Below are 22,133 nucleotides of genomic sequence, written 5' to 3' on the forward strand. Positions count from 1 at the left end.
CTTCGTTCGATTATTGAGGTTGCCAACGCGACGCTCCCCGTCGCCAGCTGGTCGGCTACGTTCTGTCGTTGCTGTATTCGAAACGGTCTCCCCGGGTAGGACAGTAGGCTGGACGTAGCCACCAGCGCCCCTAATCTTGAAGCGGTAAGCTGAAATGGCTCGTTCGTTCTGAGCCCGCATGACGCGGGTTGCTGTCCGCACGCCTTGAGACTGTCTGCATCGGGCTAGCTTTGCGCGTGCAGCATTTCGATCAGCGCTCCCAGCGATTTTGCGCCGGTCTTGGCCATTATGGTGGCGCGATGGCCTTCCACCGTTCGCACGGAGATGTTGAGGGCGGTCGCGATAAGCTTGTTGGGCTTGCCCGTCCTCAACAGGTTCAACACCTCCATCTCGCGCTTGGTGAGGGAGGAAAGGTTCTTGTTGCACTCCTGCCGGCGTGCCTCCTGATCCCAGATTTCCGCGTAGGTGGACAAGGCCGATTGCACGGTGTCGAGAAGGAGCTGATCGTTGAACGGCTTCTGCAGAAATTCGATCGCGCCGCCTTTCATGGCGCGAACAGCGATCGGCACATCGCCATGGCCGGTTATGATGATGATGGGGATGAGCGCCTTTGAGGCCTTCAGGCGCTCCTGCAGCTCGAGCCCGCTCATTCCAGGCATCCGGATATCGAGAATGATGCATCCCCGCGTGCCTGGAACATAGTTGGCGAGGAACTCGTCGGCAGATGCGAAGACCTGAACCTTGAGTTTGACCTGCTCCATCAACCAGCGGATTGCATCCCGCACGGCCAGATCGTCGTCGACGATGAAGACGGTAGGTGTTGCTTTCTTGCTAGCTGCTGAGGACATATCAGGCTCGTTTCCAATTGGGTACGGTCACGCAGAACGTCGATCCCTTTGGCGAGGTCTGGTGAAGCCATAGCTTCCCGCCGTGGGCCTCGACGATTCCCTGGCTTATGCTGAGACCGACACCGAGGCCGGCTTCCTTTGTCGTAAAAAACGGCTCGAAGAGACGGTCCATGTGTGCCTCCTGACATCCGCACCCATTGTCGGACACGGAAATCTTGGTCAGGCTGTCGCCGTCGGCCGTCACGTTTATTTTTAAAGTGCGCTTTGCCTCGTCGACACCGCTCAGCGCGTCGATGCTGTTGCGGATGAGGTTGATCAGCACCTGTTGAATCTGAACCGCGTCTACGAAGACCAATCGTGCTTTCTTGGGCGCGCGGATCTGAAGCTTGATGTTGTTGTGGTGGATTTCCGTCTCCACGAAGGCGAGCGAGTTGTTGAGTATTTCCCGCACGTCGGTTCGTTGCCGCTTGATTTCCCGCTTGCGCGAGAAATTCCTGATGCGGACGAATATCTCGTCTGCCCTCTCGGCTTGCCGGACGATCTGGTTCAGTCCGTGTTTTAGATCGTCGAGATCCGGATTCTCTCCGCCAATCTTGCGAAGGCAGGTTTGCGCGTAGGTCATGATCGCGCAAAGCGGCTGGTTCAACTCGTGCGCAAGGCCGGAGACCATGCCGCCGAGGGTGCTGAGACGCGCCACGTGCGTGAGCTCGGCCTGGCGCTTGCGATCGGTCGCTTTCGCCTCGATGAGGCCTGTCACATCCCGGCCCGTCGCGATGAAGTGCGTGATGTGGCCGTCCGTGTCCCGAAGCGGGCTGATCGTCATTTGTTCATGAAACGTCGTGCCGGACTTCGTCCGGTCCGTTCGGAGGAACTGGAAGTTTCTGCGTTTGCCGATAGCCTCCCAAAGATCGGTGCGCAGCTTGCCATTGGTGCTGAGGAAGTTTGCGGCCTGTCCAACGATTTCTGCGCGCTCATAGCCGGTGAGGAACTCGAAGGATGAATTCACGTACTCCACGCAGCCCAGAAAATCCGTGATGACGACGCTGTCGGCGGTCTGCTCGATGGCGCTCGACAGCTTTCTCATGTGGGCTTCGGCAAGCTCACGCTGAAGCTCGTTCGCAATCCACTGCGACATGAGTTTGAGCGTTTCGCGCTCGGCGGATGTGAACGGGCGCTTTCGTCTTGTCCGGCCGATAAAGCAGAGCGTTCCGAAGGGCTTGCCGTCGATGACGATGCGGGCACCGAAGTATGCTTCAAAGCCGGTTTCGCGATAAGTCGAATGGGTGCACCATTCCGAGTTTCCGGCATCTTCGAGTGCGATCGGCTCGACGGAGTCGATCGTCGTGGAACAGTAAGTCCGGTCGAGGCCGAGCCTCCGCCCTACCGAGAACCGGGGAAGATCGGATATGGATTCGAGAATGGTGAGGGTATTTCCCTCCACCCGGGAGATGATGCCGATCGGCAAGCCGAACTGCTCGCAGCCGAGGTGGAGCACCTGGCGTATCTTCCGCGGAAAGGTGAGCGTGGTGTCGGTGTTGATGGCGTGGAAGGCCCGCAGCGTGTTCGCTATCAGGCGAAGCTCGACGACGGCCTCCGTGCGCTTCTGCTCCGCTTGCACGCGGAGCGTCACCTCCTGGATGACGACCATCGCTCCGCCGCGCTTGCCATTCCTCGCGGAAAATGCGGCGAACGTCACTTCGATGTAGACGCTCTTGCCGCCGTCCATCGGAAGCTCGAAAATTTCGGGGGGAAGCGGATCTTCCGATCCCAGGGCGAGCTTGAGGAGTGCGGACAGCCGCCGATGCTCTTTGCGGGGAAATAGCTCTCGCAGCGGCCGCCCGAGGCCGTGCTGTTCCTTGATTCCCAGAATCTGCATGGATTGGCGATTGAGCCGCCGGACAATCCCATGTTGATCCGTGACGAGAACGGCTATCGGCTCGTTGTCGAAGAGCCCCTCGATGAACTCCGCGTTGGCCGACTGGAGAAGGGGTAGCACCTCGAGCTGGACATGCGCATTCGCGAGCGTCGCCTTCTGGTAGCGCAGGCGCTGCTGGCGTCGTTCGGCTGCGTCTGCGAGCACGGCGGCGAGACCATCGATGTCGCTGGTTGGCCAGACGAGAACCTCATGGCCCAGAAAAGGGCTGAACATCAGGTTCTGCCGCAGCCTGGCGCAGTTCACATCGGTGCTGAGGATGACGATGGGGATCCGCTTGTCGAGCATATTGATGCTCTGGGCGGTGCCGACCTTGTCCTCGATGTCCGGGCCGAGCAAAACGGCATCTACGAACTCGACGCCTGCCTTCAGCTCGCTCAGGCATTGTTCGCTGCCCGGGATGAACTCGATGTGGTGGAGGCGGGTGAGATTGTTCGCGAGATGGAAGCCGAGCTGCTGGTCGACGTCGACAAAAAGGAGCCGACACGAGTCGCTTCCAGTCGAGGCCAGGCGGGTCGCTCTGGCCTGCATTTGGATGGCTTTCGTCGTGTGTGGCATCGCGTTTTGCACTCTCCGCCGCTGAAGACAGGACTATCGCGTCCGTTGAGGCAATCAGTCGGCGAGAAACGGTACGCCGAGAACCCATCTGCCGATCCAGGTTCTCAATAGATCCGTCGATGGAGACATGAGATGGACCGCGCGCACATCTCTCAAATGGCGTGACAGCCTGGAGCCCTCGGCATAGCCGCGTCCGCCTGTCAACGTCATGGCTTCGTTCACGATCGTGACGACTGCGTCTGCAAGCTCGGCTTTGCTGGCCATGACCGGAATCAGCGCGTCGGGCTCGCCCGCGTCGAAACTTGCGGCCGCGCTGTAGATGAGGCGCCGCGTCCGCTCCAGCATCCCCCACAGCACGCCAATGCGATGTTGCACGATGGGTGCTTGCGACAGAGATCCGGTGTGCACGTGGCGGCGCTGTGTGATGTGGGTGCGGGCCTCCTCGAGGGCGCTCGCGGCAATACCCAGGTAAGTCGCGGAAATGGCGATCAGGAAGAAGGGTGTGATGACGTTGAAAATGTACCAGATCTGGTCGCCCTCGCGCCCGAGCAGGCAGTAGCGGGGTACTTTCACGCTACGCAGCGTCATGGAGCGCGAAGAATTTCCCCGCATGCCGACGCCGTTCCAGGGCTGGCCCCAGCTCAGTCCCATCGTGCTGCCCGGCACTACGACGCATGAAAACCGTCCTGCCGGCGCCTCTGGCGAGCCGGCCACGGCCGACACGACATAGGAATCAGCGTGCCCTCCATTCGTGACGAAGACCTTTTCGCCGTTGAGCAGGTAGTGCTCCGGGGGAACCGAGTCCAGTCGCGTCTGCGGCAGGTAGAAGTGTACGCCGGTTCCCGTTTCGCTCAGTGAGAGCGTGGTGATGTGCTTGCCCTGGCAAATCGGGGTGAGGAAGTTCTCCTGTTGCGCATCCGTCGCGTTCACCGAGATCACGGACGTTCCGACGCAGTGCATGCCGTAGCAAATTCCAGTGGATGCACATCCCCTGCTCAGCGCCTCGCAAACGCGCGCCAGCGTTTGCATACCCTGGCCCTTGCCGCCGTACTGGCGCGGGACGAGCAGCCCCCCGAAGCCTTCCGCGAGCAACGTCCGGAGGCTCTTCTCCGGCCATACTGCGTCTGTATCGATACGCTCCGCCTGTGGTGCGAGAACGTCTCGCGCGATCTCCTCGGTCTTTCGCAGAATGGCAGCGCTGCCGGCCTCCCAAAACGACATTCTCGGTTCTCTCTATCAAATAGGGGAGGGCCTAGGCCCTCCCCGGTTCATTCGTGGGCAGCTCCAGTCTAGGGCCTTGGCTAGTGGTGCTCAACGAGGGAAAACGACAAGACCTTCTCCACGGGCTCGATGCGGTTCGCGCCCGCGCCCACAACACACTGACCGTTCTTGTCGCATCCCCACAGGGGATAGGCGTTGAAGCTCTTCAGATCAGCCGGAAGCTGGTCCCTGTGAGGCATGTCCCTGGGCTGTAATTTCTCGCCGTTGCCCGCAGCGGCGAGCGCTTTTCGCACGCGCCCGATTTCCGCCATGAATTCCTTGGCGCACACGCCGTCCCAGCTGCCGACCACGCGCCCTTCAGTGGTTTTGATGTCGTTGCTCATCTTTGCGTTTCCTTCAGTTCCTATGGCGTCTCAGAACCGGTCCGCAATCATGCGGATGACCTTTTTCGGAAGGATCCAGTCCTGGCCTTGCTTCTGCTCCTGCACCGCGATCAACAGGTCGTCGCGTGTGAATTTGAGGCCGCGTTCCTTGGCCATTGCCATGTACATATCGATGAACGCGGATTTGTCGGGTGTGGTATCGAGCTTTCCCAGAAGTGCTGGATCTGCCATCAGAATTTCGCCGAGTTTCTTTATTTCCTTCTCGAAGATGCGCGATTCCGCGTCGCGCTGCATTGCTTTCTCAAGCATGTTTTCTCCCGTCTTGTCGGATTATATGTATTCCACCCAATATGAGCGGTCGGTCTATAATCAACGGCAAGTCCCCTTTGTAAAGCGCACGGGAAACGTATGCTCGGACGCAATGTTGCGGGTTGCTTGAGAATAATCGCGTGAAAATTGACTTGGAACACGTAGTACTACGTGGTTTGCCGCTCCATTTTCGCAGGTTCCCGCGGCGGGATGGGCGGTGTGGAGCCCGCACTGTCCAGGATAAAAAGGCCACCCGTGCTGCATGAGCACGAGTGGCGCTTGCGTGGCCAGAGCTATCGGGCTGAGCTATGCGGCGAGGGCTGCCGCTTCCGCCGTGCCCTTGGCGAGAGAGGCCTCACGCTCGGCGTCGCCGAGCAGCGTCTTCTCGACCTTGATGGTGTGGATGTCGGTGATGCCGAGGAAGGTGAGCCAAGACTTCAAGTAGGCATTCTGATAGTCGAACTGCGCTTCAGGGAGCCCGCCTTCGCCGTAGCCGAGGCCGCGCGCGCAAACCAGAACGGCCTTTTGAGTTTTCAGCATTCCGTCGAAGCCGTTCGCGCCGAACAGGAACGTCACGTCCTTCTGCGTGACGAGGTCGATCAGCTGCTTGAGCTTGTAGGGAACTCCGAAGTTCCACATGGGAACGGCAACGACGATCTGATTGGCCTTCCTGAACCGCTCGCCGAGGCTGTGGATTGCTGCCCAAGCCGCGGTCTGCTCGTCGGTGAGAGGCGTTCCGGCGAGGCCGGCATACTTGCCGTCCAATGCGGGGCCGTTGAACGGAGGCAGCTCGTCATTCCAGACGTCGATCGTATCGACCTCAACACTGCCTTTCTTTTTTACGGCTTCGATATAGGCCTGCGCGACGTGAGCCGAGGCAGAGCGCTCTCCTCTTGGTGACGCCTGGATGTAAAGCAATCGAGTCATTTCCGTCCCTTGGATGAGTTGTTAGCGCGCTTTGCGCGACGTGAGTCCGAAAGCCGGCGTCTGCTCGAGATGTGCAGGAGGTGTGACGCGGCGTGCGCATAACACCATAGGCGGCCGGTATCCGGCAGGACGGGTAACTACGTGCACGCCCGTAATCTAACGGGTAGCCCGCCAAATATCTCAAATGTATCGATCGCAGCACCCTGTAATGACGGCTGAGGCAATCGCACGCGTGCGCGCTCACGGGTGAACGGTCTCGCTGTCGGGGTGTCAGGAAACTTGAATCCAAGGAGTTACAGACAGTGATATCGCTCGGTCAGATCGCGCCGGACTTCAAGCAAGAGAGCAGTCGCGGCGTTATCGAGTTCCATAAATGGCTGGGAGACTCGTGGGGTATCCTTTTCAGCCATCCCAAGGATTACACCCCGGTGTGCACGACAGAGCTGGCCGCGGCCGCTCGCCTGATGCCGGAATGGGAAAAGCGCAACGTCAAGGTCATCGGTCTCTCGGTCGATACCGGCGAAAACCATATCGGTTGGGAAAAGGACATCGAGGAAACGCAGGGGCAGTGCCTGAATTTCCCTGTGCTTGCCGATGCGGACCGCGCGGTCAGCAAGCTCTACGGCATGATCCATCCTGATTGCGATCCGACGATCACCGTGCGTTCGGTGTTTATCATAGATCCGTCCAAGCGGGTGCGTCTCACGATGACCTATCCGCCGAGCGCAGGACGCAACTTCGACGAGATCCTTCGCGTCGTCGACAGCCTGCAGACTTCGGATCGCCACAAAGTGGCAACGCCCGTCAACTGGAAGCCGGGTGAGGCGGCAATCATCCCGCCAAGCATCTCTAACGAGCAGGCGAAGGACCTGTTCCCGCAGGGCTGGAAGGAGCTCAAGCCCTATCTGCGGATTGTCGAGCTGGCGGAGTAATCGCTTGCTCACAACAGCAATGGCAATTGCCGTCCTGTTTGTCATGCTCGCTCTGTTTCAGCGTGCAGTCGAAATGCGCCGTCGCAGCGCCATTCCGGTTAGACGCCGCATCGGACGTGAGACTACGCGAGAGGGCGTAATCTCACGCATGGAAAACGAGCGTAGCCAAAATGTATAGGTGGAATTGCAGTGGCTGATCAGCGAGAGCGAAAAAGTTTATTCGCCCGCTGATGGCAAAAAAAAGGTCAGCGCGAACTTGCTGCAGATGTGGCGGAATTCGGCAAGAAGGGAAAGAATGAAATGAAGAAATTGATACTTGGTCACCTGGTGTACTTGTACACCCCGCTCGGGGTGCTCGCATGCACCCTTGGCATTCTCAAGGGCGGCGAATGGGCCTGGCTCGGCATTGGCATCTTTGCCGTCAACATCATCGTCGACACTCTTTCGTCTCCGTTCCATCTTCGTGGCGCTGCATCCGACAAGGATGGATCGGCATCGGGCATTCCCGCCATTCTGAACTCGATGATGTACGTTCAGCTGATCACCTTCATCGGACTTCAGCTTGCGCTCGCCTGGCGCGTCTATCAGTACGTCGCTGGCGTTCCGATCGAGACGATGACGTGGAACGGCTTCGAGTACATGAACGGCATCGATACGGTGACGCTGATCGCAGCGACCATCGGCGCGGGCATGCATCAGGGCCTCGGCATCATCTTCGGCCATGAGCTTTCTCATACGAAGGGCTTCGGCTTCCTGGTTTCGCGTTGGATGATGGCACTCTCCGGCACTGCGCATTTCTGCTTTGCGCATGTCTACAACCATCACCTGGAACTCGGCCGCGCCTGGCTCGGACCGGAAGGCAACAAGATGGGTGACGACACGGATCCGGCGACGGCTCCGCGTGGCCGCTCGATCTACACGCACTTCATCGTCTCGCATATCGGCCAGTCGTATTTCGGCATCCTTACCGAGAGCAAGCGCCTGAAGCGTATGGGCAAGTCGTTCTTCTCGCTCTCGAACCGCTGGATCCGCGGCTACCTCATGAGCATTCCGACGGTGGCTCTGTTCGCCGGCGCCGGCTACCTCGGCAGCGGCGATGCAACCGGCGTCCTCATTGGTCTCGCCGCGATGCTGGTCGTCTGGATCATCTCGAACTTCGAGCTCGAAGCGCTCAACTACATGGAGCACTACGGTCTCATCCGCGTGAAGGGCGAGCCCATCGAGTATCGTCACTCTTGGGACAACGACACGATCTTCACCGGCTGGGCCTTCATCGAGATTGGCCGTCAGGCTGATCACCACGATCGCGGCGAGACCCACTTTTGGGAGCTCACCGGCGTGGGTGGTCCTCCCACGGGCGCGCCGAACGCACGCATCGGCTACTACACCGAGTTCGTGATCGCTCTGTTCCCGCCGCTCTGGCACTACATCATGCGCCGCAAGCTTGCCATCTGGGACCGCGACTTCGCGACCCCCGAGGAGCGCAAGATCGCAGCCAAGATCAACAAGGCCGTCGGCTACGACATCGACCCGCGCAAGGTCGAAGGCAAGCGCCTCGAAGTCAGCTACGTGAGCTGACCTCCTATCCAGACTACGACAACAACAAAACGCGATCCGCCAAAATGGCGGATCGCATTCAGGGAGAATATTGCAAATGTCGGAAGCATCTGCGGCGGAAGTGCCAGTTCTCAACTCTGACCAGCAGGCCGGTACGCTCTACGAGCGGCTTGGAGGCCGTCCTCGCATCGAGGAGATCGTGGAGATCATTTGGCAGAACCACACGTCAAATCCCCTCGTCAAACAGCGTTACGTCCGGAGCAACCCGACTGAGGTGAAGCGACTCGTGACGGAGATGTGCTGCGCCGGGTTTGGCGGGCCCGAGACGTACACCGGCAAGGACATGATCACCACTCATACGGGCATGAACATCAACGAAGCGGAGTTCGTTGCGGTTTGTGACGACGTGCTCGACGCGCTTGACCGTTGCAAGGTCGGTAAGCGCGAGAGGGATGAGATCCTCTGCATTCTGTATTCGATGAAGCCGGAGGTCGTTCATCTCTAGAGCACGCCCGACCGCAACGCCCTCTCATCGGAGCACTGGAACGCCGCAATGTTTGGTTTCTTCAAAAAGAACAAAGGTCCTTTCAACGCCACGATCTCGCCCCTGGGGAAGACGATTTCCGTCAAGGGCGGGTCGTCGGAGAACCTTCTCAAGGTCGCGTTGGAGAATGGGATAAACTGGCCCTACAATTGTCGCGTTGGAAGTTGTGGTTCGTGCAAGTGCAAGCTCGTGAGCGGTCAAATCAAGCCGCTAAACGATTTCAGCTACGTGCTGACAGGCGAGGAGCTGGACCAAGGCTACATCCTTGCCTGTCAGACGATGCTTCGCAGCGATATCGAGGTTGAGGTTCCGCTCGAGGCAAACGGGGTGGAGCTCGCGAAGTCGCGGCGCATCGAAGGGCGGATTTCGAGGGTCGAAAAGCTGACGCACGACATCCTCGACGTGGGGATCGAGCTCGAGGCGGCTCTCACCGATTACCTCCCCGGACAATATGCCGACGTGACCATTCCCGGCGTCATCGACAAGGCGCGATCCTACTCGTTCTCGCGTTCGCCCTCGCATGAGAAGCCCAACAACGTCAGCTTCTTCATTCGCCGCGTGCCTAACGGATCCCTTACCGAATGGCTGCATACCGGTGACCGGAGAGGCGATCGCGTGCTCCTCGAGGGGCCGCATGGATCCTTCTATTTGCGGGAGCCTTCGGGATCGATCCTGCTCGTCGCGGGAGGCAGCGGCTTGGCGCCGATCCGCGCTCTCATGCAACAGTTCATCGATGAAGGTCGTAAGGGGAAGGTAACCCTGATCTTCGGAGCGCGCACGCGGAATGATCTCTATTGCCTCGACGAGATCGAAGAGTATTCGAAGCAGCTCAATGGTCAGTTTTCCTTCCTTCCGGTGCTTTCTCAGGAGACGGCCGCCGATGGATGGGATGGCGCGACCGGGCACTGTCCCAACGCCATAGCCGAAGGGATGCTGGAGGCGTCCGATGGGCAGGCTTATCTCTGCGGCCCGCCGGTCATGGTGGATGCAGCGGTCAGCCGCCTCAAGGCGCTCGGCATCGGCGAGCAGCGAATCTTCTTCGACAAATTCCTTGATGCATCTTCGATGCCCGGCGGACGGGCCTAAGTCGCCCAGACCATGAAAGGCAACAAGAAAAGGGGGAACTCAGGATGGACAATCTGACCAACATGCCTGACTGCAACAGTGGAGCTGACAGCTTCGAGGCTGGCCTCAAATTGAAGTGCGCCTTTTGCACGTCGCCCTGCGTGTCTCGGGATCTCGGAACGAAGCTGCGTGATGCCGGTCTCAGGCCGACGCGTCAGCGGATGGAACTCGCGAAGCTTCTTTTCGGAAAAGGCGACCGCCATACGACGGCTGACATGCTGTACGAAGAAGCCATGCGCGTGGAGATCCCTGTCTCGCTCGCGACTGTGTACAACACGCTTCAGCAGTTCACGAACGCCGGACTTCTTCGGAGGCTGGCAACCGACACGGCGAAAGCCTGGTTTGATACCAACGTGTCCGAGCACCATCACCTTCTGATGGAAGAGGACGACTGCATCGTCGATGTTCCGTCAGGCTATCTTTCCATCGATCATCTCCCGCCGCTGCCTGCAGGCATGGAGATCGCCAGAATTGAGGTCGTGCTGCGCCTGAGGAGGCGCGAAGACTAGAGACGGCCAGCGTAAAGCTGGCAAGGTGCTTCCCCTCTCATCGTGTCCTTCCTGCCGAGTGCCCGCAATGAGCGAGCTCTCGGCCTTTTTTTTGCGCGAATGAGCATCGACGGTGTCTGCGTCTAGTGCCCCGTCGGCGGCCGTCCTAACGAGGGGGGCGATGGAAGCCAACTCGGGCAGTCTAGATGTTCTCCTTGCGAACGATCACGTTCGGCCCGTCAAGTTTGCCCTTGTCGAAGATGTCGCTCGCGGTTGCCTCCAGCAGCGCGCGATGCCTGTTGAAGGCATCGAGAAATGCGCTCCTTTCTAGATCGGGATTACCTTCGAGCTTTTCGAGCGCGGCAGAACGGACCCAGCAAACCTGGCGCTTTGCTCCGTTAGACATGGTCCAGCGGACCGCGAGGCCCTCGACGACGGGTGCTTCTTCGTTAGGCGTGAGTGGCATGGGATGGATGGGTTCCTTCGTTCATGAGTGATGCGGGTTCGCAGGCGGGTGATCCTGCTTGCCGCGCGGGAGTTTTTTTTTAGATGGGCCTCGAACGTTTCGTCGCCGGGATTTGCCGTAACAGACGAGACTGAAAAAGCGCGTTCGACGGGCCGCGATCAATCGAATTTTCTTCCTGCCGCTGCAAGTAGAACTACGCGACCCGCCGCGCAGACAAGCGTATTTCGCGGCCGCTTAATCGGCCCGATATTTCGGCTGTCGCGTGAGCGCGATCTGCCCATCTCGAGCGAAACGGATGATGGGTGGAGACAGAAATATTGAGGAGAGGAACTCACAATGGTTCGACAGGGGATCCGCGCCCGCACCGGCGTATCTCGTTTGGCTCTGGGTGTGCTCGCTGGGTTGGCCGGCGCCTGCGTCGGTCTGCAGTCGGCGAGCGCTGACAATCACGGGGCGCCGCCGCAGGTCGTAGGCGAATTGATCACCACCTCGCCGGATGACAAGAACCTGAAGTGGGGACCGTGTCCCGATATCTTCCCGTCCGGCTGCGAGGTGACGGTGTTGAGCGGAGATCCGGCAAAGGGAGCGGCTGACGTCTATCTCAGGGCGGCGCCTGGAACCGAGCTGAAGGGGCACTGGCATCATTCGCCGGAGCATGTGGTTCTGGTGAAGGGGAAATTCAGTGTGACCTTTGACGGCGGCCGTCAGGCTTCGCTCGATCAGGGCGCCTATACGCTCATTCCGGCGGGTATGCCCCACTCCGCAAAGTGCGAGGGACCCGATGCGTGCGTCATCTTCATCGGCTTCGAGAAGCCCGTCGACGCCATTGCCACCAAGGCTGCAGAGGCCAAGTAAGCGGTAAGAGTGAGAGAAGCACATGCTTCAAGCCGCAACACAGCGACGGCGAGCAGCGCTTGACGGGGTTGTCATTGCGCTGGTTATCAGTTGGGCTCTCGTGCCTTTTCTGACTTAGCGCCAGCGGTCAGCAGGTCGCTTCGATCCTGTCGTCGATATTTGCTTTAGGATGCCCTGCGGGGGCGCTGATGCCTTGTGCCAGCGCCCCCGCATTTTTTTCGAACCCTCGAAGGAGGGCGGAGAGGCAGGCTTTGTCCGCGGGGATAAACGCCCTCTGCGCCTGAGTTCTCGGCGAGTGAAATCGCGGAGTTTTTCGACGTGAGGACAATTGCGTACCTACCCCGAAATTCCCACGTGTTGACGGTGCGCCTGACCCCATGCCTACCTCTTCACTATTCTCAATCAAAAAAGGGAGGGAATATGGGAAGGTTCTTTCGTGAGTTCGGCGAAGCACACGAGACGGCTCCGTCGATGACGATCCTGCTGTTGGGGATCGTGATGTTTGGCGGAATGGCATGGCTGGTGGCCTCCGTGTTGAACGGATCGCCGACGGATTCGATCCTGCAATTCATCGCATCTGTCCAACAGATGCTCCAGCGCTGAGCGAGCCGAGGGCCGGGAGCCCGCAACGGGGAATGGGGAGCACACTCCTTTGAAGAGTTCGTGCAATCTCCGTTCCCCTTGCTGCGCCGTTCGCGGCGAGATGCAGGGACAGGTACTCCGGTGCGCCTAGGCGCGTTTTTGGGCGATCGGAGGAGGAAGGCGGAGAATGGACAAGAACAGCGGCGTAATGAGAGAAGCCGTCCAGCGTATCAAGGAGGCAATCTACGATGCGCAGATCGGCGAGGCGGAGATCACTCCGTCCCGCAAACAGTCTGAGGCCTATGTCGTGAAATTCGATACGCGCGCCGGACGAGCGGGGGAAGTCTCGATATCTTCGTCTCTAGGCTACCGCGAGATCGTCGCTCTGTTGAAGAGCGTGCACGAAGAGAAATCCTGAGGTTGGTACTCCTTGTTTCTGCAAGCTTCGATGAGCGTCGATGCCGTTGTGATTATTCCGGTGCGCTCGTCGCGATCCATTTGTTCCCGTGACACGAGGCGAGAATTGGGCTCCCACCTTGGACGGATCCTGCTATGAGCGAGTATGCAGGATGCCGGACGACGGCAATTGGAGTCATTCTCTATGGAAGCGCGCCTATCCGGCAGATCCGTGGTTCTAATGGCGGCGGGGATCGCAACCGCTCTTCTGGTAGGCTTTTTTGCTGTGTATTCGTCCGGTGAGCCTTCCGCGCCTCCGTCAAAGGCTGCGGAGACGCGTCAGAAGCCATCTGAAGACATCCTGTCGCCGTCGCTCGATTGTTCGTTCACGGCCTTTATGCATAACAGCACGGCTATCATCTTCTATTTCGATGCTGCGATTTCGAAGGGCGAGCCGCCCCGCTTTCTCCAACGCGCCTTTGTGTCGGCGGAAGGCACGCGGACTGCGTTCGAAGGCAATGATCGCCCGATCTGGACCTACGGCCTCAACGAAGACGGAGAGGCGACGATCACGTCGCCGGATGGCGCCACACGCATCGTGCTTTATGGCTTGAAGCTCGACTCGCGGGGTGTCCTGCCGGTGGAGGCCGGGATCCGGAGCAACGAGTTCCGAAATCTCGGCGGCCAATGTCGCCAGACCAATCTGGGCGTAACAGCCGCCCCTTGAAAAGGGCCCGCGTTACGCTTCGCTCGCAGGATTTCCTTCTTTCGAGAGATACCAGGCGACTGCGCAGAGCACCATGGTGCCGCCGATCACGGCTTCGACGGCCGGCTGCTCGCTGAAGAAGAGCCAGACCCAGACTGGACCAAGCACGACGTCGAGCATGGCTATGAATCCGGCCTCGCCCGATTTGACGAGGCGGCCGCCGGCCAGGGCGAGCGCGGTTCCGAGCCCATAGGGGATCAGCCCGTACAACGCGCTGCCGGTGAGCTGCATCGGCGTGAGCACCACGTCAGTGTTCATGAACGGAGCGGCGATAATGGCTGTCACACCTGCCGAAATCGCGCTCACCAGAAGGATGTCCATCTTGGGGTAGCGCTTTGCGAAGACGAGCTGGGCGGCAAAGCTCGCGGTCATTACGAAGCCTGCAACGAGCCCGATGATGTCGTCCGTGGTGGCGGCCGCGCCCGCGGTGATGGCGACGCCGGCCATCGCGAACGCACCGGCGATCACGAAGGGCCGGCTCACCCGCTCGCGTAGCCAGAAAAACGCTATGGCCGTGGCGAGAAAGGGAAGGGCCGCGTAGATTGTCATCACGTTGGCAACAGTCGTGTAGCGCAGCGAGATGATGTAGCTGATGCTGCATACAGCGGCGACGGTGACGTAGAGTACGCCGGATATGCCGATCCCGACGATCTCACGCAGAAAGTTGCGCCCCAGGCGGACCGCGCAGACAAGTCCGAGGCCGAGGCACGCGGCGATGGCGGACCAGACGATGAGCGTTGCGGAGTCGAGATCGGCAACGCGCACGAACAGACCGGCGGTGCTCCAACAAACCGCCGACGCCGCAACGAGAGCGACGCCGAGCCGCCGCATGCGCAGATCCTGCTTCGTATTCGCAGGTCTTTCAATCGTGCTGGTGGCCATGTGAGTGGAGCCCCGTACCCCGTCATCGTTCTATCAATATCGTGTCGGCGAAAAACCGACCGCAATAGTGCCGTTTGGCACTATGTGGATGTCGCACGGCACTTGCGGTGCCGCCGGCGCTTTCCCTCCCGCGCTGGCGAACGGCTGTGCCCTGTGAGGTCCATAGGAGCAGAGTTCAGTGAGGGATGCTCTGATTGATGTCAGCGGCGGAGTGTTTTCGATGTGCGTATTGGGTTGCGCGAGATCAGCCAACTAGGCGCGGTTCGCTATTGGGAGCAGCACGGTGAGGTTGAGGTATTTCTGGGCGTGCGCCGTTCCGTGGATGCCGCGGTCATCGTCCCGGAGAGCGTGGAGGCGCGCATCGCGCCGGACCCGGCCGTTGCCCAGTCCTCGCCGATGCTGGTCCGTCTGCTCTCCATCCTGCAGAGCTATTCCGCTTCCGTTCTTGGCTGAAAGGACGGCTCGTTCCTCTGGGACTCGGTGTCGATCATTGAGGGCCGGAAGTCCGCTTCTGCCGGGGCGGCGGGTGCGTCTCGGCGGTGAATACATCGTAAAGGTCGTCGGCCTCTTCGATACGCCGAGCCAGATCAATCGAACAGCGGTCGTTCTGCTGATGCCGGAGTTCTCGGTGGTGAACACGGACGGTGCCGGTGTGAATGGTCGCGCGGATGGACCCGGCAGCCGTGTTGCGGAGCTCATAGGCGCTTAGACGTACAAGTCGGCATCGGGATCCTTTCGTCCTTCGACCCAGGCGGAGACGACATCGGCTGCGATCACGCTGAAGGTGATGCCATTGCCGCCGCAGCCGAGAACGGCGAAGCAATGCGGCAGGTTCGCGAGTGGGGCGATGTGGGGCAAGCCCGTCGGGCTGTCGGCGAAGGCGCCCGCCCATGCGTAGTCTACTTTCAGCCTGCGGCCAGGCAGCAGCTTCTCGATCTTAGCGAGGAGGCGTGCGGCCTTGTTCGGAATGGCGGCATCGCGGCGGTCAGCATCGATCAGTTTCGAATCTTCGCCGCCCGCGAGGATGCGATTGTCGTGCGTCATGCGCATGTAGAGATAGGGGTCGGACGCCTCCCAGATCAGGCAGCGATCCGGCCAGACCTCGTCGGCGTTGAGCGGATTGGTGGCGAGTGCCCATGTCGAGATGATGTCGAAGCGGTCGCGCGGAAGCCCGTGTATGACCTCGTATCCCGTTGCGAACACCACGCGGCGGGCCGAGATACTGGCGCCATCCGCCGTATCGAGGTCGACGCCATCCTTTCGCGTTCTTACGCTTTTGACTTCGCAAGGTGAGTAGAGCCGCGCACCGGACCGTTGAGCGATCCGCAGGCATCCGGCGGCAAGCTGCACCGGGTTCACTTCTGCGGCACCGGACGAGAGGATCGCACCTGTCCGCTCGATTCCGTAGGACGCGAGAAGGGTGTCGTGATCGAGAAACGTCGAAGGCAGCCCTGCCTTGGCGCGGCGCTTCGCCTCCGTTTCGAGGGCGCGCCACCCGTGTTCGTCGCCTGCAAGATAGAGGGCGTCGCGTTCCTTCCATGCACAACTCAGGCCATGCCGCTCGATGAGTGTTCCCAGTTTCTTCACCGCTGCGTAGGAACGCCGGTAGGCTCGCCGCGCTGGGGTCGCCCCAATTTTTTCGGCAAGATCCACGAGTGTCGTGTCCAGCTCGAACTGGATCATGGCGGTGCTGGCCAAGGTGCTGCCGTGGCATGGCGGGCGGCGGTCCAGCACGACCACGTCATGCCCCTTCTCGGCGAGGCTGAGCGCGATGAGGGCGCCGCTGATGCCAGCGCCGACGACAGCGACGTCACAGCTCTCGTTGTCGAGCCGCGACCGGTGGCGAACGGTGATGCGGGGGCTCTCCGCCCAAAGCGGGTCGCCGCCGCGCAGGTCTTTTGGGGAAGTTGGCACGTCGGTGTGTATCTGGGCTGCTGGGCAGCCGGGATAACGTCCGAGATCCAGACGGGTTCCGGACACGCGCTGGGAAGGATCATTCGCGCGGGCACGCCGACCGGCGCATGCGTCGCGTCCAAAAGACGCGAGCCTTCGTCAACGGGCGCGCGTGGCGCGCCTCACGGTCTTGGCCGTCAACATGGCCACGAGCGGCAGGCCGATGGAGGCTGCGAGTGCAGCGAGAAGTCCGCTGCCGGTTTCCGCACTCGATCCGAGCGAAGCATAGGTCGCCGCGACACCGATGTTCGCGAGAGTCGTGATAGCCAGAACGTGTCCGGCAGGCAAACCCGCTACGCCCGCTGCGATGACGGAGGCCTCAGCCAGAACCGGCACGGGACGGCAAAGAACGAGCATGAGCAAGCCATAGCGTTCGAACTGATGTGTCAGGTACTGAAAGTCCTCGCGTCCGATCATGCGCTCGGTGACGTCGTGGCCCAGGCGGTGTCCGAGCCAGTAGCCCAAGGCGCACCCGAGCGTGAGCGCGGCGGTGGCTACGAGTGTTCCGCCCGCGATACCCAAGACAGCGCCAAGAATGGAGATCACGACGGTCGACGGTATGGGCAGGACGACGTCGGCGGCGAGCAGAAGAAATCCCGCGACGGCGGCGAGTGGCCGGGAAAGCGGGCTCATCATCATGTCGCGAGCCAGCCGATCCAGCGTCTCGCCGAACAGCAGGAACGGAACTACGACGATCGCAATCATCACGAGCAGAAGGAGCGCAAGCTTCCGCGCTCGACGGGGCCATGAAGACACTGGAGACTTCTGCGCGTTTTGTTCACGCGCGGCGGCCTCACGGTCCATGTCGAGGCCATCGCCGGGCATCGGCCTGCTCAATCGGCGCCTGATAAGCGGGGCCGCGCAGCCGCGAGCTTCCGGCCCTCGTCGACAAGGCCTGCGATCTCGTTCTCGGAGAACGTGCGCTCGGAGCGATTGGCGACGCCAAGGGCGCCAATGACCGTATCGCCATCGAAGATAGGAACGACGATCGAGCCGGCGAGTCCTGTCGCCTTAGCGCCAGGACGCACGTCGCCGCTCGTGTCCGTCTGAATGTTGCAGGCATCGACCGGCTTGGCGCGTTCGACGGCGAGGCCCGCCATTCCCTTGCCGACGGGGATCGTCTTTATGATCGCGAGGACGTGGTCGGGCATGCCCTGAGAGGCGGCCGCGAGATGCAGCAAGCCGTCATTGCCCAGAAAATGGATCGTGCCGCTGTCAGCCGCATAGTCTCGCACGATGCGGGCCAGTGCGGAGGATGCGTGCTGCGCAGCGCTTCGTTCGGTTTCGATCGTCATGTTTCGCATTCCTCTTGAGAAGCAAGGAAGCCGAGGCTAGCGAGGCGGCATCAGGGCCATGGGCCATTCCTCGGCGATGTAGCGCAGGTACCAGACGCTGAAGCGATCGGGTTCGGCAGCGATGTCGCTGCGGATTTCTTCGATCGAGGACCACCGATAATCCTCGGCCTCGGCAGGATCGGGCTGCAAGGGGCCGTCATATCGGCCGCGAAACACATGCACGATTTCGTGCTCGCTCAAACCGTTGTCGAAGGCGGCATGGTATTGGACGGTGCCGAGCCATTCGAGAGGGCAGGAGAAGCCCATTTCCTCGCCGAGGCGGCGTTGCGCGGCATCGGCGACCGGCTCGTCCGGCCGGGGGTGTCCGCAACAGGCGTTCGTCCAGAGCCCGCCGGAATGATACTTGCTCGCGGCGCGCTTCTGCAGGAGCTGGCGTCCCTCCGAATCCCAAACGATGACCGAGAACGCGCGGTGGAGCAACGCGCGACGATGGGCATCGATCTTCTCGGCCGTTCCGATCTCACGGTCGTCCGCGTCGACGAGGATGAGATGTTCGCTCGTTGGCTGCAGAGAGTGCTCGTTATGGATCGAAGACATGGGAGAGCATCAGCCCTTTCACTTGACGCGCATCGATGGTGCCCTCCGGCACGAGATGCGGCGCCGACGACAGGAAGACCGGTCCGTGAGCCGCCGGGCCGTCCGCTCGTCCATGAGAGCCTTTCACGAGGGACGCATCAAGGGGGATGACGTCCATCAGTGTCCGAAATCCGAACGCCTTCTTGAGGAGACGCCATGCGATAGCGAGCTTCGGCCAGCGAATTCCTGGATCCAGGAACAGCTCTGCGGGGTCATAGCCCGGCTTCTTGTGAATGTCGACCGTCCGGGCGAAGTCCGGCGCGCGGGCGTCGTCGAGCCAATAGTAGTAGGTGAACCAGGAATCGGCGGCGGAAATGGCGACGAGCTCGCCGGAGCGTTCGTGGTCGAGGTTCCACTTCGCCTGCTGCTGGCTGTCGAGAACATGGGCCACGCCGGGCAGCCGTTCGATCGCCTCGCGCGCCTTGGGAATATCGTCCGGATCGCGCACGTAGACATGCGCGACCTGATGATCGGCGAGGGCAAACGCGCGGCAGCGGGGAATATCGAGGATCTCGCCGCCTTCCTCCTCGCGTACGGCCAGGAGACCGGCCTCGCGAAGGGCGCGGTTGATGTGCACGGGACGGTTGACGGGTACGATGCCGTACTCGGACAGCACGATGACGCGCCGGCCTTGGGCTTTCGCGGTATCGATGAGGTCTCCCACGACCGTGTCGATCTCCTCGACATCCTTTGCGATTTCGGGGTGGTCGGGTCCGAGACGCTGCAGGCCGTAATCGAGATGCGGGAGGTAGACGAGGGTGAGGGTCGGATCGTTGGCCGCGAGCACGTGCTTTGCCGAGTCCGCAATCCATCGGCTCGACGCGATCGATGTTGCCGGTCCCCAGAAGTGAAAAAGGGGGAAAGCGCCGAGCTTCCGCGTAAGCTCGTCGCGCAGCTCGGGCGGATCGGAATAGCAATCGGGGAGCTTGCGGCCATCGGCCTTATAGATCGGCCGAGGGGTGACGGCGATATCGGTCGAAGCCGCCATCGCGTACCACCAGAAGAGATTGGCGCAGGTGAAGCTGGGGTCTCGCGCCTTTGCGGCGTCCCACACGCGCTCTCCCGCGACGAGCCGGTTGGACTGGCGCCAAAGCCAGACCTCCATCAGGTCGCGGAACAGCCAGCCGTTGCCGACGATGCCATGCTCGCTCGGCGGAAGGCCGGTCACGAACGTCGCTTGCGCCGAGCAGGTGACGGCCGGCGTGACGGTCCGCAAAGGACGCTGGCAGCCGTTTGCGGCGAGACGCGACAGATTTGGCGTGCGAGGGCCAAGAAGGGCCGGCGTCAATCCAACGACGTTAATGACAACGGTAGGATGCATCGTCTCCCGGCTTAGGCCTACTTCTTGAGAGAATGGATATAGGCGATGACCTTCAGGATCTGGTCCTGCGTCACCCCGCGCTGGGAGAACGATCGCATGGCGCCCGAGGCGCCGGAGTGGATGATCTCGAACATGCCGACGTCCGTGTTCGCGCGCGCGTTCACAAAGACGTTGTCGATCAGGCTCGGTCCCATGCCGCCGCGGCCGTCGTCGAGGTGACAGGCCTGACAGTTGTCCTCGTAGATTGTCTTGCCGGCAGCCAGCGCCTCGGCGTTGCCGTTGTAGGGATTGACGCCATCCTTGCGGAACGACTTCACGGCGTCGGTGATCTCCTCGCCTTTGATCGGGGAGAGATCGAGCGCGGAGTCGTCGAGTGCGTGGCGGAACTCGACGTCGGCGAGAGCCGGCGCAGCCGCCGCGGCAGCAGCGAGTGTCAGGGCAGTCAGGAGTGCTTTCGTCCGAATTTTAGGCAGCATGGCGCTCATCGCATGTTTGATCGAAACTTCGGCTCTTCTCAGGCGGAAGGCCCTCCCACCCATGGGGGGTGCAAGGGCCTTCCTTTTTTGCGTGGCTAAACGTGTTGACTACTTCTTCGTCTTCGCGACTTCCGCTCCAGCCGGAACCTTGTCGGCCGGCAGGATCTTCCAGAGAGCGCCCGGCGGGTTGGCCGCAGCGCCCTTGTCGTCCAGGTAGAAGCAGTTGCAGTTCACTGCGAGCACGGTGCCGTCCTCGTCGGTGTTGCCGGCCGTGAACTGCAGCGCGGTCTGGGCGAGCTCCTGGAGCTGCCACTTGCTGCCATCCCAGCCGGTGCCGAAGATGCGGCCCGAGCACCAGTCGCCGGTCAGGAACACGCCGTTCATGCCGCCGTAGTTCGCGACGCCGAGACCCTGAACCGAGCAGCCCCAGCCGTCCTTCAGCTTCTCGGCGCCAGGATAGGGCTCCTGGTGCGGATACTGTGCAGCCGGGAGCACGCCAACGATCGGGCACTTGTCATCCGGTCCAGTCATCGGATGGCAGTTGGTGCCCATGTTGTGCTTCCAGCCATAGTTCTCGCCGCCCTTGCTCGATGCGGGCTGCCAGTTGATCTCCTCGAGATGGTTCTGGCCGACGTCGGCGATGAAGAGGTCGCCGGTCTTGGCGTTGAAGTGGAACGCGTAGGGATTGCGCAGGCCGTAGGCCCACGATTCACCCCGAGCGCCCATATGGATCTGGGAGAAGCCCTTCTCGGTGATGCCGAAGAGCGTCATCATGCGATCCTGATAGGCGCCGGCCCAGGGGTTGTCCTTGGGGATCGTGTACGCCACGTCATCGGGCGTATCGACGTTGATGCGAAGCATCTTGCCCCAGAGCACGTCCTTGCGCTGGCCAGCGTCGAGCGGATCGCCTTCCCAGCCTGCGTCACCCTTGCCGATGTAGAGGTTGCCGTCGGGTCCGAACTGGATGCCGCCGCCGTAGTGATTGTAGTAAGGCTGCGGGATGTTCATGATGACCTTTACGGTCTTGTTGGCATGCTCGACCGACACGACATCCGGGCTCGCCGGATCAACCGTGTAACGGGCGATGATGTGCGCGCCGTTGAAGGGCAGAGACGCATAGCTCACGAAGAAGTGGCCGTTCTCCTTGAACTTCGGATGGAAGGCAACGGCCCAGAGGCCCTGCTCCACGAAGCCGGTCTGCACTTCGCTGCCGAGCGGGCTGTTCTTCGTCAGGTCGAGGAACGGCTTCTCGTTGATCTTGCCGTCCTTGTTGACGATTTTGATCTTGCCCTGGCGTTCGACCACGAAGATGCGTCCGGTGCCGTCTCGCGCAGAGGCAACACCGACAGGATCAAGGAAGCCTTCGGCGACCTTGACGACGGCAATCTTCGGATCTCCAGGCAGCTTCCCTCCCGGCCGAGCCACTTGGTCCGGCGTCTTGGGAACCTCCTGCGCGACCGCGGTCACAGACCCGGTCCCGAGGAGGCCGGCCGCCAATATCGACGCGGACATTAAGAACCGCATTCGCATTTGGACGTTCTCCCATTTACAGTTTTGTTTCTATACGAAGCGTTTTGCGCGACGGCGGACTATTTTGCGTTGCGCAAAGAAATGCACCTGCAGTGCCGAAACTGCATTTGCATTGTGCGGCATGAATGCGCGCGCCGCCTATAGAACAAC

The 22,133-nt window shown here is 60.9% G+C and carries 26 protein-coding genes; 11 read left to right on the top strand and 15 right to left on the bottom strand.

Features of this window, described 5'->3' with window-relative positions:
* Window positions 1–224: 224 nt before the first annotated feature.
* The 6 genes from PE058_RS07880 to PE058_RS07905 all read right to left on the bottom strand — a co-directional run bounded on the left by PE058_RS07880 (window position 225) and on the right by PE058_RS07905 (window position 6,179).
* Complete coding sequence (locus tag PE058_RS07880) at window positions 225–848, bottom strand: response regulator transcription factor (RefSeq protein WP_020086976.1); 624 nt, start codon at window positions 846–848, stop codon at window positions 225–227.
* Between the two features lies 1 nt (window position 849).
* The gene (locus PE058_RS07885; protein ID WP_020086975.1) at window positions 850–3,312 is read right to left on the bottom strand and encodes a PAS domain S-box protein; all 2,463 of its coding nucleotides are present in this window, start codon (window positions 3,310–3,312) and stop codon (window positions 850–852) included.
* 81 nt (window positions 3,313–3,393) lie between these two features.
* Complete coding sequence (locus PE058_RS07890; protein ID WP_020086974.1) at window positions 3,394–4,560, bottom strand: acyl-CoA dehydrogenase family protein; 1,167 nt, start codon at window positions 4,558–4,560, stop codon at window positions 3,394–3,396.
* Between the two features lie 80 nt (window positions 4,561–4,640).
* The gene (locus PE058_RS07895) at window positions 4,641–4,943 is read right to left on the bottom strand and encodes a hypothetical protein (RefSeq protein WP_020086973.1); all 303 of its coding nucleotides are present in this window, start codon (window positions 4,941–4,943) and stop codon (window positions 4,641–4,643) included.
* A gap of 30 nt (window positions 4,944–4,973) precedes the next feature.
* The gene (locus PE058_RS07900) at window positions 4,974–5,252 is read right to left on the bottom strand and encodes a Nif11-like leader peptide family natural product precursor (RefSeq protein ID WP_271030283.1); all 279 of its coding nucleotides are present in this window, start codon (window positions 5,250–5,252) and stop codon (window positions 4,974–4,976) included.
* A gap of 306 nt (window positions 5,253–5,558) precedes the next feature.
* Window positions 5,559–6,179: an FMN-dependent NADH-azoreductase gene (locus PE058_RS07905; RefSeq protein ID WP_026868187.1), complete on the bottom strand. Its 621-nt coding sequence runs from the start codon at window positions 6,177–6,179 to the stop codon at window positions 5,559–5,561.
* A gap of 302 nt (window positions 6,180–6,481) precedes the next feature.
* Between PE058_RS07905 and PE058_RS07910 the strand changes: the two genes are divergently transcribed.
* From PE058_RS07910 to irrA, 5 genes are all read left to right on the top strand, one after another.
* A complete protein-coding gene (locus PE058_RS07910) occupies window positions 6,482–7,111 on the top strand; it encodes a peroxiredoxin (RefSeq protein WP_020086970.1) in 630 nt (209 codons plus the stop codon).
* A 300-nt stretch (window positions 7,112–7,411) separates the two neighbouring features.
* Entirely contained in the window at window positions 7,412–8,689 is a 1,278-nt protein-coding gene (locus PE058_RS07915) for a fatty acid desaturase (RefSeq protein WP_198011213.1), read from the top strand.
* Between the two features lie 76 nt (window positions 8,690–8,765).
* Window positions 8,766–9,173 (top strand): group I truncated hemoglobin, encoded by a 408-nt coding sequence (locus tag PE058_RS07920; protein WP_271030284.1) that lies wholly within the window; start codon window positions 8,766–8,768, stop codon window positions 9,171–9,173.
* 48 nt (window positions 9,174–9,221) lie between these two features.
* Complete coding sequence (locus PE058_RS07925; protein ID WP_020086966.1) at window positions 9,222–10,298, top strand: NADH:ubiquinone reductase (Na(+)-transporting) subunit F; 1,077 nt, start codon at window positions 9,222–9,224, stop codon at window positions 10,296–10,298.
* A gap of 44 nt (window positions 10,299–10,342) precedes the next feature.
* Entirely contained in the window at window positions 10,343–10,846 is a 504-nt protein-coding gene (gene irrA / locus PE058_RS07930) for an iron response transcriptional regulator IrrA (protein ID WP_020086965.1), read from the top strand.
* Between the two features lie 181 nt (window positions 10,847–11,027).
* On the opposite strand, the gene PE058_RS07935 is transcribed toward irrA, so the two are convergent.
* Entirely contained in the window at window positions 11,028–11,291 is a 264-nt protein-coding gene (locus PE058_RS07935; protein WP_271030285.1) for a DUF1488 family protein, read from the bottom strand.
* Window positions 11,292–11,627: 336 nt separating this feature from the next.
* On the opposite strand from PE058_RS07935, the gene PE058_RS07940 reads away from it, so the two are divergent.
* From PE058_RS07940 to PE058_RS07955, 4 genes are all read left to right on the top strand, one after another.
* On the top strand, window positions 11,628–12,146 hold the full coding sequence (locus tag PE058_RS07940) for a cupin domain-containing protein (protein WP_020086963.1): 519 nt from the start codon (window positions 11,628–11,630) through the stop codon (window positions 12,144–12,146).
* Between the two features lie 471 nt (window positions 12,147–12,617).
* Window positions 12,618–12,749, top strand: a complete 132-nt coding sequence (locus PE058_RS07945; protein WP_271030286.1) for a hypothetical protein — start codon at window positions 12,618–12,620, stop codon at window positions 12,747–12,749.
* 166 nt (window positions 12,750–12,915) lie between these two features.
* Window positions 12,916–13,146: a hypothetical protein gene (locus tag PE058_RS07950; protein ID WP_271030287.1), complete on the top strand. Its 231-nt coding sequence runs from the start codon at window positions 12,916–12,918 to the stop codon at window positions 13,144–13,146.
* Window positions 13,147–13,290: 144 nt separating this feature from the next.
* A complete protein-coding gene (locus tag PE058_RS07955) occupies window positions 13,291–13,851 on the top strand; it encodes a hypothetical protein (RefSeq protein WP_271030288.1) in 561 nt (186 codons plus the stop codon).
* 12 nt (window positions 13,852–13,863) lie between these two features.
* Here the strand turns inward: PE058_RS07955 and PE058_RS07960 are convergent, their stop codons facing one another.
* Window positions 13,864–14,772 carry a DMT family transporter gene (locus PE058_RS07960; RefSeq protein ID WP_020086959.1) on the bottom strand — a complete coding sequence of 303 codons (909 nt, stop codon included), beginning with the start codon at window positions 14,770–14,772 and terminating at the stop codon, window positions 13,864–13,866.
* Between the two features lie 222 nt (window positions 14,773–14,994).
* Here PE058_RS07960 and PE058_RS07965 point away from each other — a divergent pair, with 222 nt between their 5' ends.
* Entirely contained in the window at window positions 14,995–15,225 is a 231-nt protein-coding gene (locus tag PE058_RS07965) for a hypothetical protein (protein ID WP_271030289.1), read from the top strand.
* A gap of 37 nt (window positions 15,226–15,262) precedes the next feature.
* Window positions 15,263–15,481: a hypothetical protein gene (locus PE058_RS07970; protein WP_271030290.1), complete on the top strand. Its 219-nt coding sequence runs from the start codon at window positions 15,263–15,265 to the stop codon at window positions 15,479–15,481.
* Here the strand turns inward: PE058_RS07970 and PE058_RS07975 are convergent.
* The 7 genes from PE058_RS07975 to PE058_RS08005 form a co-directional block, all read right to left on the bottom strand.
* Window positions 15,478–16,686 (bottom strand): NAD(P)/FAD-dependent oxidoreductase, encoded by a 1,209-nt coding sequence (locus tag PE058_RS07975; protein WP_271030291.1) that lies wholly within the window; start codon window positions 16,684–16,686, stop codon window positions 15,478–15,480. The two genes, PE058_RS07970 and PE058_RS07975, sit on opposite strands and share 4 nt — an antisense overlap.
* Window positions 16,687–16,824: 138 nt before the next feature.
* Window positions 16,825–17,550: a TVP38/TMEM64 family protein gene (locus PE058_RS07980; RefSeq protein WP_271030292.1), complete on the bottom strand. Its 726-nt coding sequence runs from the start codon at window positions 17,548–17,550 to the stop codon at window positions 16,825–16,827.
* 8 nt (window positions 17,551–17,558) lie between these two features.
* Window positions 17,559–18,020: a GAF domain-containing protein gene (locus PE058_RS07985; protein ID WP_020086954.1), complete on the bottom strand. Its 462-nt coding sequence runs from the start codon at window positions 18,018–18,020 to the stop codon at window positions 17,559–17,561.
* Between the two features lie 36 nt (window positions 18,021–18,056).
* Window positions 18,057–18,617, bottom strand: coding sequence for an isopentenyl-diphosphate Delta-isomerase (idi, locus tag PE058_RS07990; protein ID WP_271030293.1), 561 nt, complete (start codon window positions 18,615–18,617; stop codon window positions 18,057–18,059).
* Window positions 18,601–19,977: a nucleotide pyrophosphatase/phosphodiesterase family protein gene (locus PE058_RS07995; RefSeq protein WP_271030294.1), complete on the bottom strand. Its 1,377-nt coding sequence runs from the start codon at window positions 19,975–19,977 to the stop codon at window positions 18,601–18,603. The genes idi and PE058_RS07995 overlap by 17 nt, the downstream gene beginning before the upstream one ends.
* A gap of 17 nt (window positions 19,978–19,994) precedes the next feature.
* Entirely contained in the window at window positions 19,995–20,453 is a 459-nt protein-coding gene (locus PE058_RS08000) for a c-type cytochrome (protein ID WP_271030295.1), read from the bottom strand.
* 108 nt (window positions 20,454–20,561) lie between these two features.
* Window positions 20,562–21,920: a PQQ-dependent sugar dehydrogenase gene (locus PE058_RS08005; RefSeq protein WP_245257690.1), complete on the bottom strand. Its 1,359-nt coding sequence runs from the start codon at window positions 21,918–21,920 to the stop codon at window positions 20,562–20,564.
* Window positions 21,921–22,133 lie beyond the last annotated feature (213 nt).

Origin of the sequence: Hyphomicrobium sp. DMF-1 (assembly GCF_027886585.1) — a bacterium.
Lineage (GTDB): Bacteria > Pseudomonadota > Alphaproteobacteria > Rhizobiales > Hyphomicrobiaceae > Hyphomicrobium_C > Hyphomicrobium_C zavarzinii.

Coding starts and splice junctions, on each gene's coding strand:
- PE058_RS07880 (WP_020086976.1), bottom strand. CDS start 848: ATGTCCTCAGCAGCTAGCAAGAAAGCAACACCTACCGTCTTCATCGTC.
- PE058_RS07885 (WP_020086975.1), bottom strand. CDS start 3,312: ATGCAGGCCAGAGCGACCCGCCTGGCCTCGACTGGAAGCGACTCGTGT.
- PE058_RS07890 (WP_020086974.1), bottom strand. CDS start 4,560: ATGTCGTTTTGGGAGGCCGGCAGCGCTGCCATTCTGCGAAAGACCGAG.
- PE058_RS07895 (WP_020086973.1), bottom strand. CDS start 4,943: ATGAGCAACGACATCAAAACCACTGAAGGGCGCGTGGTCGGCAGCTGG.
- PE058_RS07900 (WP_271030283.1), bottom strand. CDS start 5,252: ATGCTTGAGAAAGCAATGCAGCGCGACGCGGAATCGCGCATCTTCGAG.
- PE058_RS07905 (WP_026868187.1), bottom strand. CDS start 6,179: ATGACTCGATTGCTTTACATCCAGGCGTCACCAAGAGGAGAGCGCTCT.
- PE058_RS07915 (WP_198011213.1), top strand. CDS start 7,412: ATGAAGAAATTGATACTTGGTCACCTGGTGTACTTGTACACCCCGCTC.
- PE058_RS07920 (WP_271030284.1), top strand. CDS start 8,766: ATGTCGGAAGCATCTGCGGCGGAAGTGCCAGTTCTCAACTCTGACCAG.
- PE058_RS07925 (WP_020086966.1), top strand. CDS start 9,222: ATGTTTGGTTTCTTCAAAAAGAACAAAGGTCCTTTCAACGCCACGATC.
- irrA (WP_020086965.1), top strand. CDS start 10,343: ATGGACAATCTGACCAACATGCCTGACTGCAACAGTGGAGCTGACAGC.
- PE058_RS07935 (WP_271030285.1), bottom strand. CDS start 11,291: ATGCCACTCACGCCTAACGAAGAAGCACCCGTCGTCGAGGGCCTCGCG.
- PE058_RS07940 (WP_020086963.1), top strand. CDS start 11,628: ATGGTTCGACAGGGGATCCGCGCCCGCACCGGCGTATCTCGTTTGGCT.
- PE058_RS07945 (WP_271030286.1), top strand. CDS start 12,618: ATGACGATCCTGCTGTTGGGGATCGTGATGTTTGGCGGAATGGCATGG.
- PE058_RS07950 (WP_271030287.1), top strand. CDS start 12,916: ATGGACAAGAACAGCGGCGTAATGAGAGAAGCCGTCCAGCGTATCAAG.
- PE058_RS07955 (WP_271030288.1), top strand. CDS start 13,291: ATGCAGGATGCCGGACGACGGCAATTGGAGTCATTCTCTATGGAAGCG.
- PE058_RS07960 (WP_020086959.1), bottom strand. CDS start 14,772: ATGGCCACCAGCACGATTGAAAGACCTGCGAATACGAAGCAGGATCTG.
- PE058_RS07980 (WP_271030292.1), bottom strand. CDS start 17,550: ATGCCCGGCGATGGCCTCGACATGGACCGTGAGGCCGCCGCGCGTGAA.
- PE058_RS07985 (WP_020086954.1), bottom strand. CDS start 18,020: ATGACGATCGAAACCGAACGAAGCGCTGCGCAGCACGCATCCTCCGCA.
- idi (WP_271030293.1), bottom strand. CDS start 18,617: ATGTCTTCGATCCATAACGAGCACTCTCTGCAGCCAACGAGCGAACAT.
- PE058_RS07995 (WP_271030294.1), bottom strand. CDS start 19,977: ATGCATCCTACCGTTGTCATTAACGTCGTTGGATTGACGCCGGCCCTT.
- PE058_RS08000 (WP_271030295.1), bottom strand. CDS start 20,453: ATGCTGCCTAAAATTCGGACGAAAGCACTCCTGACTGCCCTGACACTC.